Genomic DNA, 13650 nt, shown 5'->3' on the forward strand with positions numbered 1-13650 from the left:
CCCGGAGTCGGCGGCCTACGCCGCCGCGCTGATCTGGCGTTCGAAGCGCTGCCGTAAACCGTCCGCCCGTTGCGGGTCGGTGAAACCCTTGAACGCCTGATCGACGAACTCCGCCGGGATCATCGCCTCGACCTGGGTCCGAAAGTCCTGGTCGAGCTGGGCGACGGTCAACTCAGGCGGATCGGTGAGCCGGGCCACGATCGGGCCGGCGTTCATCCGGGACAGCAGGTACGGCGTGCCCGGCGTACCTGTCGCGCACAGGTAGTAGCCGTAGGCCGTGCCCACGTCGTCGGATCGGACGGTGGCCGGGTCCAGCCGCCAGACCTCCGCAGTGCACAGCATCCGTTCGTCCGGGTTGACCTCGTGGCCGTGCGCGGCGTGCTCGTCCGCAGTGGACTGCTCGATGGTGGTCGCGATCCGCAGCGCGGCGTCGTCGCGCAGTTGCGCCTCGGTCAGCACCGGCGCGGTCGCCGCGGTCGAGTAGTGCAAGCCACCCGCGAGCAGTATCAGCACCAGCAGCTCCGGTACCAGCCACCACGCCGCGACGCGTCGGCGCGACACCCGAGGCAGATTGACATATTTCAACACCACAGCAGTGTCTCAGCAGCCGGTCGGGAAGGGAAGCCGCCGACGTGCCGGTTTGCGAAGCGGGACGGCCGGCGGCTGCGGTCAGTGGCCGCCCTTGCCCTCGCCGAACCGCAACGCCAGCGCCGGACACATGTTGACCGCCTTGCGGGCACCCGGTTCCAACCACACCGGAACCGGGGACGGCGGGAAGGCCGGATAGCCGTTCGCGTCGAGACGGATGAACTCCGGAACCACGTGTGCGCACAGGCCGTGCCCGTCGCACCGGGTCCAGTCCACACTCAGCCGCTTGGTGCCGCCGGACGGCGCGTCAGCCGGCAACGGGAGGACACCCTTGACCGGCTTGCCGCAGCCGTCGCCCTGGGCGTGGGCGGCCAGGTCCTCGGTGAACACCTCCAGCGCCGAGATGGCGAACCGGGACGTACCGTCCGGATGGCTGCAGGCACCCCGGCCCTTCACCACACTCGCCGCAGCCCGGACCATATCGACCGCCGCGCTGCCGATGACCAGGGAGTCGACGGTGCGGGCCAGGTCCGGCAGGCCGAGCCGACAGGGCCCGCACTGCCCGGCCGACTCACCGGCGAGATAGTGCACCACCCGGGCGACCTCGCCCATCGGACAGGTGCTGTCGCCGAGCGGGATCGTGATGCCGGCGCCAATCGTGCCACCGACCTTGGTGAAACCTTTCCGGGACACGTCGACCACGGACACCGCCTCAGGGGTGATCCACTTGCCGTGGAAGCCACCGATCAGCAGCCCCGGTCCGACCGGTGCCTCGCACAGTTCCAGAATGTCCCGCAGCGGGGTCCCGGTGGGGCACTCCACCACGGCCGGACGGGCGGCGGACCCGCCGATGGTCAGCAGCACCGTCCCCGGTTCGTCGGCCAGGCCGACCGCGCCGTACTCGTAGGGGCCGAGCCGGGCGGCGATGGCGAGCTGGGAGTACGTCTCCGCGTTGGACAGCAGCGTCGGCAGGCCGGACACCCCGGAGTCACTGGCCCGGACCTTGACGCCGGGTGGGATGTGCGGGAGACCGTTGATGCCCCGGACCAGCGCCCCGCCCTCGCCGGAGATGAACCGGTGCGGGACGGTGACGATGCTGGCCGGCACCGGCATCCGGCGTTCGGCCAGCGCCGCCGACAGCGACGCGCCGCCGACGCCGTCGTCGGCGACACCGATGACGATCTCGTCGGCCTCCAGCGCGTACGCCGCCAACGCGGCGCCGTCCAGGATCAGGTGCGGGGCTCGGGTGAGCAGCACCTTGTCCTTCCAGCTGGCTGGCTCCCCCTCGGTGGCGTTGACCACGACGACAACCGGTTTGTCCTGCTTGTCGGCTGACTCGACGACCGCCTTGACCTTGCGGTGGAACGGAAACCCGGCGCCGCCCCGTCCCCGCAGGTCGATCGCTTCGGCCAAGCGCATCAGGTCGTCGACCGACAGTGGTCCGACCCCGCCGTGCACCTGTTCGTGCGCCCGCAGATCGAGCCGACCGAACTCCTCGAACCCGGCGGTCAACCGGGGCGGGCCGACGGTGGCGACCGGCGGGACCGATGCCGTGCTCAATTCGCCTCTCCTCGAAGCTGCGTCCAGTACTCGTCGTCGGAATCCTCCGCGTCCCGACGTCGCCGGGACCGCCGGCTGCCCGCGGACTCCGCCGCAGCCGCCCGCTGGGCCCGCCGGGAGGCCAGATCGACCAGCGTCGGGGTGTCGTCGGCCGGCAGGTAGTCATCCAGCTCCCGGTCCACCGGTGCCGGATCGGGGTCGGCCCGGTAGCGCGACGCCCGACCGCGGGCCGGCTCGGCGGAGACCGGACGGTCGTCGAACCGGCCGCGCGGGCCGGCCCCGGAAACCGGACGGTCGTCGGCGAACCGGCTACGGGCACCGGTGCCCGAGACCGGACGGTCATCAGCGTAGCGGCCCCGGGAGCCGATGGTCTCCGCCACCGAACGCCGTGACTCGCGAGGCTCGTAACCACCGTCGTCGGCGACCTGGCGCCGCCGGCCGCCGGCCGGCTCGGCGTAGCGCCGCTGGTCCGGCTCCTCGGTGTAGCGCCGGCGTGCGCCGGTGTCGTCCTCGGCGTACCGGCCCCGGCCAGTCTCCTCCTCGGCGTAGCGACCGCGGCCGGAGTCGGACCGGCGGTACTCCCGGGAGTCCTCGGTCGCGGCCGGACGCGACCGCGGTGCGGGTCGTCCCACCTCGGGTACCCGGTACCGGTCGGCGGACCGGGTGGACGTGCCGCGCCCGGCACCGGCCGGCGCCCATGAATCGATCATGTCCACACCACTGTCGCCGAACGACCCGAAGCGGGCGGTCGCCGGTTCCAGGCTGATCCCGTCGTCCCGGCTGCCCCGGCGGCGCGACGATCCGGATCCGGACCGGGAGTCGTCGGCCATCCTGCCGACCGGCTTCATCGAGGTGCCGGTGGCCTGCGACACGAACGGCTTCTTCTTGCCCACGCCGGTGGCGAACCGGACCAGTAGAGCGATCACCACCAGCACGACGCAGATCACGTAGCTGAGCGTCACCCAGGTCGCCGGAGGTCGGCCGGTGCCGAGTCCGTGCGTGATCCCGATCGGCCATGCGACGTAGGCGCCGCTGTGCAGCGCTCGCCACAGCCACGGCGGGCCCACACCGACCCACCGGGCCCGCGCCAGACCGGTCCACATAATGGCGAACATGAGGTACGCCGCGAGGGTGCCCATACCCACGTAGATCGCCTGACCGCCGCCGAGGAACGGGATGAACGCCCCGACAGCGGAGACCGCACCGGTGGTGATCTGCGTGATGACGTGCAGCACCAGGAAGGTGATCGCCATGATCCCGGTGGTGCGGTGCGCCGACTGCAGCAGCACCCGGTGCCGGGGCAGCAGCACGATCCGGTCGGTCGCCAGCAGACCGACCATCACCGTGATGCTGAGCGCGACCAGGGCGAAGACGCCACCGAAGAAATCCAGGAAGAAGAACGCGTAGACGTACCCGACCCGGCCTGCCGACGTGAGCATCGCCAGGGCCCAGAAGGCCGCCAGCACCGACGCCGAGAGAATCAGGACCGAAAGGCGGGACGGCTGTCGCCCGCCGGAGAGTTCTGCCCTGGGGCCGGCGGGTCGCTGGTTCTGGTTCGTCCGCGCCATCTGCTCCTCGATCTCCACTCGGTGCCATCCACACACCCGCACCGGCCGGACCGATCCGCCCGGTCCACCGCGAGTGCCCTGCCCTTGGCTTGGCGCCGGAGAAACCGTACCGCTTCCCGGTCGTTTCGCCCGCTCCAGTGCCGTCCCTCAGCATCTACGTAGTTGAGGCGTCGACGGATGAACGGCACGCGGATTTGATTGTCAGGTCACCAGGCTGCCGGAATCATCCCGCTACCTACCACTCAATCCACGTGCAAAAACGTACCTGGCGACACACAAAGTCACCGTATGATCACAATAGATTCTAAGCCGAAATTAAGATGCCCCTCCGGCGACCGCGAGGAGGGCGGCGCCGGAGGGGCGGGTTCCCGGGTGAGCGGCGGGAACCTGTCTGTGTCGGCCGGAGTCAGTCCTCCCGCAGCTCACAGGTGGCGAGCTGGTCCAGACCGGCCGGGTGCTGCCCCTGCCGACCGATCGAGATCGCGATCCGCTCGATCGCCGCCGCCCGCTTACTCGCCAACGGACCAAGAATCGCGTTGTCCACGAAGTTGGGACCACCCTGACCCTGACTGCTCACCAACCGCGCGTTGGCCTCGGCAAGCTGCGTCTCCAGCGCCTGCAGATTCCGGTCCACCTCGGCCTGCGCCGCCGCCGGCACCGCCGGCAACCGGTCCACCACGCTCGGACAGACGATCACCCCGACATCGTTGGCGGCAGAGGTGTCCGCCGCCGCGAGACCGAGACCGGCCCCCATGATCACAGCCGCCAAGCCGACCGTGCCGGCCACCTTCCACCGCCGGGAGTTCAACGGCGAGGGACCGACCGGGTGGTCGACCCTCCGCCGGGGAGAACGCGAGTACATGGGACTGACAACCTAACCCTTCTGGGGACAGTTGCCGGTAGCCGCGCCGCTCGATCGACGGCATCCCGGTGGGCCGCACGGCCCGTGTCCGGCGACGCCCCGAGCGTGGGGCCGCCAGACACTGTCGGAGGATGTTCGGTGAGGCGTCGGCGGTCTCCGCCGGTGTCTCGACCATGCATACGGCGGTCCGACGGGGACGGTTCAACCGGGTCTACAGATCGTTAGACCGACGGGCACCGCGTCGACGGGGCGGGGTCGACAGCACCGGGACGGGCACCCACCGGGCCGCCGCCGATGGCCGATTTCGAAGGTGGGGCGACGCAGCCGACTCTTGCGGGAGACCGACGTTAAGGCGCGCCGCCCCGCCGAGACACACTACTCGCGCACCCTGCGAGAACGATTGCTGGACGCGCTGTAGCGGACTAGCAATTGCTTGGTTCGACGGCCAGCACGGCACCCCATTGCTGAGCCACGACTCAACGCAGCCGATTCGGCACCGACCGCACCGGGACCGGCCGGCCAGCCCCACACGGGCGCGTCGGGACCGCCGCCCGGCGCCCACGGTGCCAGAATACGACGGGTGACGACATCTGCTTCCGGGCCGAAGGTCAGCGACGCGCTGCGCGACTTCTGGCGCGAACGGCACCTGTGCACGCTGACCACGCTGCGCCCGGACGCAAGCCCGCACGTGGTTCCGGTGGGAGTGACCTTCGACCCGGACGGCGGCGTCGCCCGGGTGATCACCTCCGGCCGGTCCCGCAAGGCCGCACACGTGCGGGCCGCCGGCGTGACCGGGGCCCGGGTGGCCGTCTGCCAGGTCGACGGGAAGCGATGGTCGACGCTGGAAGGCCTGGCCCGGCTGCACGACGATCCGCCAACGGTCCGGGATGCGGAGCAGCGCTACGCCCTGCGGTACCGGGTACCACGCCCCAACCCGGATCGGGTGGTGCTCGTCATCACGGTCACCCGTCGGCTCGGCAACGTCTGATCCGGGCGGCGTCACGCGGATCACCACCGGCGGGGTGGCCATGTCGAGCGACGCGGCGAACCGTTACCGTCGGACGATGCCCCCCAGATCCGGACCGGCTGTGGTCACCGTCATCGGTATCGGCGCCGATGGATGGGACGGGCTGTCCGGCGCCGGCCGGTCGGCGCTGCGCGCCGCGACCGCGCTGCTGGGCAGCCGCCGGCAGATCGAGCTGATCCCACCGCCCGAGCGGCCGGCGACCACCGGCACCTGGCCCACCCCGCTGCTCGCCCACCTGCCCCGACTGCTCGACGAACACCGCGGGCAGCACCTCGCTGTGCTGGCCAGTGGCGACCCGATGCACTACGGCATCGGCGGCACCCTGGTCCGGCTGCTCGGCCCCGAGCGGGTACGGGCGGTGCCTCACCCGTCGGTGGTCTCGTTGGCCTGCGCCCGGCTCGGCTGGCCGGTCGAAGAGGTCGACGTGGTCAGCGCCGTCGGCCGCCCGGTACAGCTGCTGCACCCCCTGGTCCACCCCGGGCGCCGGCTGCTGGTGCTCAGCGCCGGCACGGCCACCCCGGGTGAGGTAGCCGACCTGCTCACCGCACGGGGCTACGGACCCAGCCCGCTGACCCTGCTGGAACAACTCGGCGGCGCCCGGGAACGGCTGCGGACGGCAACCGCCCAGGACTGGGGCGGCCTCGACGTCGACCCGCTCAACGTCGTCGCGGTGCAGTGCCGGGCCGAGCCGGACACCCCGCCGCTGCCCCGGATACCGGGGCTGCCCGACGACGTCTACCAGCACGACGGCCAGCTGACCAAACGGGAGATCCGGGCGGTCACCCTGGCCCGGCTGGGTCCCCTGCCCGGGCAGCTGCTCTGGGACATCGGGGCCGGATCGGGCAGCATCGCCATCGAGTGGTCCCGCGCCCACCCGCAGTGCCGGGCCATCGCCGTAGAGCACGACCCGCGGCGGGCTCAACGGATCGCGGCGAACGCGGAGACGCTCGGCGTACCGGGCATCACGGTGGTCGCCGCGGCGGCCCCGCAGGCACTGGTCGGCCTGGACCCCCCGGACGCGATCTTCGTCGGCGGCGGGGTCACCACCACCGGGCTGCTGGACGCCGCCTGGTCGGCGCTGCGGCCCGGCGGCCGGCTGGTGGCCAACGCGGTGACCATGGAGTCCGAGGTGCTCCTCGCCGACTGGTATGCCCGCCACGGCGGCGACCTGACCCGGATCGCGATCAGTCGGGCAGCGCCGGTCGGCGGCTTCACCGGCTGGCGGCCGGCCATGCCGGTCACCCAGTGGGTGGTGCACCGCCGGTGACCGTCCACTTCGTCGGGGCCGGCCCCGGTGCCGCCGACCTGATCACCATCCGTGGCCGCGAGGTCATCGCGAGCAGCCCGGTCTGCCTGTACGCCGGCAGTCTGGTCCCGACCGAGCTGCTCGCCCACTGCCCGCCCGGGGCCCGGCTGGTCGACACCGCCCGGCTGACCCTGGACGAGATCGTCGCAGAGATGGTCGACGCGCACGCCGCCGGGCACGACGTCGCCCGGCTGCACTCCGGCGACCCCTCGCTGTTCAGCGCCGTCGCCGAGCAGATCCGTCGGTTGGACGCCGCCGGGGTGCCGTACCAGATCGTGCCCGGCGTGCCCGCCTTCGCCGCCGCAGCCGCCGCGCTCGGGCGGGAGTTGACCGTCCCCGAGGTCGGACAGACGGTGATCCTGACCCGGGTATCGGACCGGTCGACCCCGATGCCCCCCGGTGAGGAGCTGGCCGCCCTCGGTGCCAGCCGGACCACCTTGGTGCTGCACCTGGCGGTGCAACGGATCGACGCCGTCGTCGCCGACCTGGTACCGCACTACGGCGCGGACTGTCCGGTGGCGGTGGTGGCCCGGGCCAGCCGGCCCGATGAGGTGGCGCTGCGGGGCACGCTGGCCGACATCGCCGACCAGGTGCACGCCGCCGGCGTACGGCGTACCGCAGTGATCATCGTCGGCGCGGTGCTCGGCGCGGAAAATTTCCCCGACAGCCATCTGTACAGCGCCGACCGGTGCCGGCATTGACAATCCTCCCCGCCTGAAGAAGGCCGGAGTATCCACGAAAGACATCCCAGGAGCTTGAATGTCAAGCAGCAGCCTTGCTGAGGTGATGCGACCACGCGGTCGCCTCGTCGTAGACGGTGCCGGTCTTCAGGCATCCGTGCAGGATGCCGACGAGCCGGTTGGCGAGTTGGCGCAGCGCGGCGTTGTAGCTGGCGCCGCGGGCACGTTGCCGGTCGTAGTAGGCGCGGGCACCCGGCGAGGCCTTCAACGCGGAGAACGCCTGGGTCATCAGGGCGTCGATGAGCCGGTCGTTGTGGACGAACCGGGCCGCGACGGTCCTCTTCTTCCCGGACGCGCGGGTGATCGGGCTGGTCGCGGCGTAGTTCTTCCGGGCCTTCGCGGTGGCGTAGCGGTCGTGGTCGTCACCGAACTCGGCGAGCACCCGGGCGCCGAGGACGGCACCCAGTCCGGGCTGGGACAGGATGATCTCAGCGTCCGGGTGCCGGCCAAAATGGTCCTCCACCTGCCCTTGCAGGGCCTTGACCTGCTCGTTGAGAGTGACCAGCAGGGCGACCAGGGCGCGCACCGACGCGGCGTAGGCGGTGGTGACCACGGCCGGCTGGCCGAGGTGCTCGGCACGCAGCACCGCCTGGATCGACGCGGCCTTGGCCGCGACGTCGCGGCGCCGGGCCCGTTTGAGAGCGGCGCTGATCTGGCTGATACTCAGCCGGGCGGCGCTGGCCGGATCAGGGGCCTTCGCGAGGAGTTGCAGGGTGTCAGCGGCGTCGAGGTCCTCGAACGCCTCCAACGCCGCAGGGAAGTACTCCCGCAGCGCGTGCCGCAGCCGCTGCACAGCACGGGTGCGTTCCCAGATCAGCGTCTTGTGCATCCGGGTGACGACCTTGACCGCCTCGGCGTCCGCCGAGTCTCCGGCCATCGGGCTCAGTTGGTGCGAGTCGGTGCGCACCATGTCGGCCAGCATGTGCGCGTCGGCGGCGTCGCTCTTGGCCCGGGACACCGCCAGACGTTCCCGGTAGCGGGCCGCCTGCAACGGGTTGACCGGGTACACCGTGTACCCGGCGGCGACCAGCGCCTGCACCCACGGGCCCCGATCGGTCTCGATACCGATCTTTACCTGAGCAGCAGCAGCGTCGGCGTCGATGTCGTCGCCGAGCGCCGTGCCGATCATCGCGTGGAGCCTGGTGATGCCGGCGATGCCCTCGGGCAGCCTCGCCTTGGCCAGCCTGCGGCCGGAGGCGTCCATGAGCTCGACGTCGTGGTGGTCCTCCGCCCAGTCATCTCCTATGAACAGCAACGTCTCTCCCGCCTATTGAGTCGATCACCGCTGGTAGCCAGGAGGAGAACCATCAGCGACCTAATGAAGCAGTGCTCACGCCGCGACCGGGCGGGCACGACATCCCATCAGCGATCAACTCTCCACACCGACCAGCCGGGGCACGATCTTTCGTCAGGACTCGACGTCCAGGAACCCGGAGTGCTCACCGGCTGGCGGCTACCTACCCACCAGGAGTTTGCCGGATGGCTCACTCCCAGAACTCATTAGGAATCCGATGACCGGTGACCGCACCGGCCCCAGCCCGGACGGCGGACCACGGGTGCTCATTCTCGGCGGCACCGCCCAGGCTCGTCAGCTCGCCGCCGCGTTGGCGGCCGACCCGGCGGCGCGGGTGGTCACCTCGCTTGCCGGCCGGGTGGCCCGGCCCCGGCTGCCGCACGGCGAGACCCGCGTCGGTGGTTTCGGCGGACCGGACGGGCTGGCTAGCTGGCTGCGGGACGAGCGCATCGGCGCGGTGGTCGACGCCACCCACCCGTTCGCCACCCGGATCTCCGCCTCGGCGGTGCGGGCCTGCGCGCTGGCCGGTACGCCGCTGCTGGTGCTGCGCCGGCCCGGCTGGGTCGCCGGTGCGGGCGACGTCTGGCACCGGGTGCCGGACCTGGGCGCGGCCGCCGCCGCCCTGCCCCGGTTGGGCACCCGGGCGATGCTCACCACCGGTCGGCAGAGTCTGGCCGCTTTCGCGCCGCTGGCCGGGATCTTCTTCCTGATCCGTACGGTGGACCCACCGCAGCCGCCGCTGCCCGCCGACCGGGTGCTGCTGCTCGACCGCGGCCCGTACACCGTGGACGGCGAGCGGGCGCTGATGCGCGCGCACGCCATCGACGTACTGGTGACCAAGGACAGCGGCGGCGACGAGACGTCCGCCAAACTGGTCGCCGCGCGCGAGCTCGGACTCCCGGTGCTGATGGTCGACCGGGCCGCCGCGCCACCCGTGCCGACGGTCAACGACGTCGGCGCCGCCCTTACCTGGCTGATCGGGCTGGGCGCGGCGGCGGGCGCTCAGCCCGGGTAGCGCCGTGGGGTGAACACCACCGGCGGCCCGGCGCCGTCGTGGCTGACCTGGGTCGCCGACGAGCCGACGATCAGCAGGGTCCGCATGTCGACCATGGCCGGATCCAGGTCGGCCAACGCCACCACGTCGACGCGTTCACCCGGACCGCCGACGTCGCGGCCCACCACCACCGGGGTGTGTGCCGACCGGTGCTCCAGCAGCAGGTCCCGGGCCCTGGCCAGCTGCCAGGTCCGGCTGCGCGACGCCGGGTTGTAGATCGCGATCACCAGGTCGGCGCGGGCGGCGGCGAGCAGCCGCCGTTCGATCACCGGCCAGGGCTTGAGCCGGTCCGACAGGGACAGCACGCAGTAGTCGTGCCCGAGTGGTGCCCCCACCCGGCTGGCCACCGCCTGGGCGGCGGTCACCCCGGGCAGCACCCGGACCGGCACGTCCTTCCAGCGGGGCTCGGCGGCGACCTCCAGCACCGCCGTGGCCATCGCGAACACCCCGGGATCACCGGAGGAGACCACCGCGACCCGGGCTCCGTCGGCCGCCAACCGCAGCGCGTGGGCGGCGCGCTGCGCCTCGACCTGGTTGTCCGACGGGTGCCGGCGTTGCCGGGGGTTGGCCGGCACCCGGTCCAGGTACGGTCCGTAGCCGACCAGGTCGTCGGCGGCCGCGAGGGCGGCCTGCGCCTGCGGGGTGATCCAGTCCCGGCCGGCCGGGCCGAGGCCGACCACCACCACCTCTCCCCCGCCGGACCGAGCAGGGTCGGCGGCGCTCGCCGCGACAGTGCCACCGCGACGGCTGGCCAGCAACGCCAGAGAGAAGTACGGCACGGTCGCCGGGTCGACGTCGGCCAGCGGCGCGACGCGTTGCCCGCCGGTGCTGGCCCGCTCGACGTACCAGGCGTCGTCGAGGCGGCCGGCGACGGTCAACGCGTCGCGGACGGCCGGGAAGGTCCGACCCAGCTTGAGTACGGCGGCGGCGTCGGTGTCGGCCAACCGTCGGGTCAGCTCCGCACCGGACAGGGTGCCGGGCAGGACGGTCAGCACCTCGTCGGCCTCGACCAGCGGCCGGCCGAGTGCGGCGGCTGCCCCGCTCATCGAGGTGACCCCGGGCACCACCTCGGTCGGGTAGCGGTGCGCCAACCGCTTGTGCAGGTGCATGTAGGAGCCGTAGAACAGCGGATCGCCCTCGGCGAGCACGACCACGGTCCGACCGGCGTCGAGGTGGGCGGCCAGCCGTCGCGCGCAGTCGGCGTAGAACTCGTCCATTGCCGCCCGGTATCCGCCGGGGTGGGTGCTGCGTTCGGTGGTCACCGGGTAGACCAGCGCCTCCTCGATCTGTCCGGCGCGCAGGTACGGCTCAGCGATGGACCGGGCGACGCTGCGGCCGTGCCGGGCACTGTGGTGCACGATCACATCGGCGGCGGTGATCAGCCGGGCCGCCTTCACGGTGACCAGTTCCGGGTCACCGGGGCCGAGGCCGACGCCGTACAGCCGACCCGGGCCGCCGCGACGCGCGTTCATCTGCCCACCTGTCCCTCGTCGTCGCTGGCGATCGCGTTGAGTGCGGCGGCGGCCATCGCGCTGCCGCCGCGTCGTCCCCGGACCGCCAGGTGTTCCAGTCCGCCATGGTCGATCAAAGCCTGCTTGGACTCGGCGGCGCCGATGAAGCCGACCGGTACGCCGAGCACCGCCGCCGGCCGGCCGGCACCGGCGTCGACCAGCTCCAACAGTCGGAACAACGCGGTCGGTGCGTTGCCGACGGCGACCACCGCGCCGTCGAGGCGGTCGCCCCACAGTTCGACGGCCGCAGCGCTGCGGGTGGTGCCCAGCCGATCGGCCAGCTCAGGCACCCGGGGATCGGACAGGGTGCACAGCACCGGGTTGGCGGCCGGCAGCCGGCGTCGGGTGACCCCGGCGGCCACCATCGTGGCGTCGCAGAGGATCGGCGCGCCGGCGCGCAGCGCGGCCCGGGCCGCCACCACCACCTGCGGCGAGAAGACCAGGTCGTCGACCAGGTCGACCATCCCGCAGGCGTGGATCATCCGGACGGCGACCCGGGCCTGTTCGGCGGTGAGCCGGCTCAGGTCGGCCTCGGCGCGGATGGTGGCGAACGACTGCCGGTAGATCTCGGCCCCGTCGCGGACGTGGTCCATCACGGCTCCTCGCGTGCGGTGCGGACGGCGGCGGCCAGCGCCGCCCCTGGTAGGACGTGGACGGCGGGGCGGCCGGGCGCGCTCACCTGGTAGCCGTCGCCGGTGGCGAGGACCCGCAGCGCCGGTCCCGCTGGGGTGCCGCAGCCGCGCTCACAGCCGATCCAGTGCACCGGCAAGTGCGCCCCACTGGCCGCGGCCGGCCGGCCGGCGTGCGTCGCCGCCGCGTCGGCCCGTACGTCGGCCCGCGACCGGGCACAGCCGGGACGGCCCGCGCAGGCGGTGACGCCGAGCCACGGCGACCCGGGGTCGGTGTCGAGACCCGCACGGTGCAGCCGGCGCGCCCAGCCGGGTGCGTCGGTGAGCCGAGGCAGCACCACGGTCCGCCACGGGGTGATCCGCGCCTGCGGTGCGGCGGCGGCGAGCAGGTCGGCCTGCGCGGCGGTGAGCTGACCCAGCGGTACGGCGAGCACGAGTGCCTGGTCGCCGTCGGGGCGGCGCAGCACGCCCACCGGCGGTACGCCGGACCGTCGCGGTGCGGTCGGCGGGTCGGCCGCGACCCGGTGGACGCCCGGCGTGGTGGCGAGCGCCGCGACGAACCGTGCCAGTTCGGCGGCGGCGAGGTCGCCGATGCGCCAGATGGTGCCGGCCACGGCACGTTCGTCGGCGAGGAAGATCCGGGCGGCGGCGACCGCCACCCGGACCGCGTCGGTCGGCGTGGTCCGTAGGCCGTGGTCGACCCCGGCGAGCCGGATACCGACCCGGCCGTCCGACCCGGGCAGCAGGCCCACGTCGGGGCGCGCCGCGACGGTGGCGCCCCGACCGTCGTCGACGGCGAACAGGAACCGGCCGGAGAGGCGGGTCAGCTGTGGCTGTGCGCAGATCGCCGCGTCGAGGGCGCGGACCTGCGCCGCGACGTCCCACCGAGGCACACTGTCCACACCGGCCAGTGGGGAGCCGAGGATGTTGCGGGCCCGGTCGTGTCCGGGTGCGGGCAGCAGCCCGGCCGCGCTCAGCCGGCCGGCGAGCACCCCGGCGGCGTCGGCGGCCACCCCCCGCAGTTGTACGTTGGCCCGGCTGGTCAGCTCCAGGTGTCCGTCACCGAGGTCACGGGCGGCGGCGGCCAGTACGGTCAGCTGGCCGGCGGCTAGCAGCCCACCGGGGCAGCGGACCCGGGCGAGGTGCCCGTCGGCGGCCGGATGCAGCGCCAGCGTGCCGGGGCAGGCATCGGGGCCGCCCCGGACGGGCGGCAGCGGCGAGGCGGACACGCGGCGGATACTACGGGCTGCCACGGGAGGCGACGCCCTCGCGGCGAATAGATCACACCTTGACGAAACGTCCCCGGGTCGTGACAGTGGTCGGTAGCCAACTGCGGCGGCAAGTGGAGGAAGCCGGTGTGATTCCGGCGCGGTCCCGCCACTGTCACCGGGGAGCGGACCCCACCGACGGCCACGGCCCCGATCCACGGGGCGGGAAGGCCGGGGCGAGCCTCGATCCGGGAGCCAGGAGACTCCGGTCGCCGCGACCGACGACCCGGGGCGCGGACCCCG

The 13650-nt window shown here is 72.9% G+C and carries 12 protein-coding genes and 1 riboswitch; of the genes, 4 read left to right on the top strand and 8 right to left on the bottom strand.

Annotated elements, in window-relative coordinates:
• Positions 1-15: 15 nt before the first annotated feature.
• From O7543_RS06085 to O7543_RS06100, 4 genes are all read right to left on the bottom strand, one after another.
• A complete protein-coding gene (locus tag O7543_RS06085; protein ID WP_281554749.1) occupies positions 16-561 on the bottom strand; it encodes a hypothetical protein in 546 nt (181 codons plus the stop codon).
• A gap of 108 nt (positions 562-669) precedes the next feature.
• Positions 670-2148: an NADH-quinone oxidoreductase subunit NuoF family protein gene (locus tag O7543_RS06090; protein WP_281554748.1), complete on the bottom strand. Its 1479-nt coding sequence runs from the start codon at positions 2146-2148 to the stop codon at positions 670-672.
• Positions 2145-3734, bottom strand: coding sequence for a hypothetical protein (locus O7543_RS06095; RefSeq protein WP_281554747.1), 1590 nt, complete (start codon positions 3732-3734; stop codon positions 2145-2147). The genes O7543_RS06090 and O7543_RS06095 overlap by 4 nt, the downstream gene beginning before the upstream one ends.
• A gap of 388 nt (positions 3735-4122) precedes the next feature.
• Positions 4123-4578, bottom strand: coding sequence for a hypothetical protein (locus O7543_RS06100; protein ID WP_281554746.1), 456 nt, complete (start codon positions 4576-4578; stop codon positions 4123-4125).
• A 580-nt stretch (positions 4579-5158) separates the two neighbouring features.
• On the opposite strand from O7543_RS06100, the gene O7543_RS06105 reads away from it, so the two are divergent.
• The 3 genes from O7543_RS06105 (at position 5159) to cobM (ending at position 7612) form a co-directional block, all read left to right on the top strand.
• The gene (locus O7543_RS06105; RefSeq protein WP_281554745.1) at positions 5159-5566 is read left to right on the top strand and encodes a PPOX class F420-dependent oxidoreductase; all 408 of its coding nucleotides are present in this window, start codon (positions 5159-5161) and stop codon (positions 5564-5566) included.
• Positions 5567-5642: 76 nt separating this feature from the next.
• The gene (gene cbiE / locus O7543_RS06110; RefSeq protein WP_281554744.1) at positions 5643-6872 is read left to right on the top strand and encodes a precorrin-6y C5,15-methyltransferase (decarboxylating) subunit CbiE; all 1230 of its coding nucleotides are present in this window, start codon (positions 5643-5645) and stop codon (positions 6870-6872) included.
• On the top strand, positions 6869-7612 hold the full coding sequence (gene cobM / locus O7543_RS06115) for a precorrin-4 C(11)-methyltransferase (RefSeq protein WP_281554743.1): 744 nt from the start codon (positions 6869-6871) through the stop codon (positions 7610-7612). The genes cbiE and cobM overlap by 4 nt, the downstream gene beginning before the upstream one ends.
• A 61-nt stretch (positions 7613-7673) precedes the next feature.
• Here cobM and O7543_RS06120 read toward each other — a convergent pair whose 3' ends face one another.
• Positions 7674-8906 carry an IS110 family transposase gene (locus O7543_RS06120; protein ID WP_281551456.1) on the bottom strand — a complete coding sequence of 411 codons (1233 nt, stop codon included), beginning with the start codon at positions 8904-8906 and terminating at the stop codon, positions 7674-7676.
• A gap of 256 nt (positions 8907-9162) precedes the next feature.
• Between O7543_RS06120 and O7543_RS06125 the strand changes: the two genes are divergently transcribed.
• Positions 9163-9960, top strand: a complete 798-nt coding sequence (locus O7543_RS06125; protein ID WP_281554742.1) for a cobalt-precorrin-6A reductase — start codon at positions 9163-9165, stop codon at positions 9958-9960.
• Here O7543_RS06125 and O7543_RS06130 read toward each other — a convergent pair.
• Genes O7543_RS06130 through O7543_RS06140 form a run of 3 tightly spaced genes read right to left on the bottom strand, consistent with a single transcriptional unit; the run spans position 9948 to position 13368 of the window.
• The gene (locus tag O7543_RS06130; protein WP_281554741.1) at positions 9948-11471 is read right to left on the bottom strand and encodes a precorrin-2 C(20)-methyltransferase; all 1524 of its coding nucleotides are present in this window, start codon (positions 11469-11471) and stop codon (positions 9948-9950) included. The genes O7543_RS06125 and O7543_RS06130 overlap by 13 nt on opposite strands.
• Positions 11468-12106, bottom strand: a complete 639-nt coding sequence (locus O7543_RS06135) for a precorrin-8X methylmutase (protein ID WP_348650080.1) — start codon at positions 12104-12106, stop codon at positions 11468-11470. The genes O7543_RS06130 and O7543_RS06135 overlap by 4 nt, the downstream gene beginning before the upstream one ends.
• Positions 12103-13368 carry a precorrin-3B synthase gene (locus O7543_RS06140; RefSeq protein ID WP_281554739.1) on the bottom strand — a complete coding sequence of 422 codons (1266 nt, stop codon included), beginning with the start codon at positions 13366-13368 and terminating at the stop codon, positions 12103-12105. Before O7543_RS06140 ends, O7543_RS06135 begins: the two co-directional genes overlap by 4 nt.
• Positions 13369-13484: 116 nt before the next feature.
• Positions 13485-13613: riboswitch (cobalamin riboswitch) on the top strand.
• The last annotated feature ends 37 nt before the right edge of the window (positions 13614-13650 follow it).

This window comes from Solwaraspora sp. WMMA2080 (assembly GCF_027497395.1).
Classification (GTDB): Bacteria; Actinomycetota; Actinomycetes; order Mycobacteriales; family Micromonosporaceae; genus Micromonospora_E.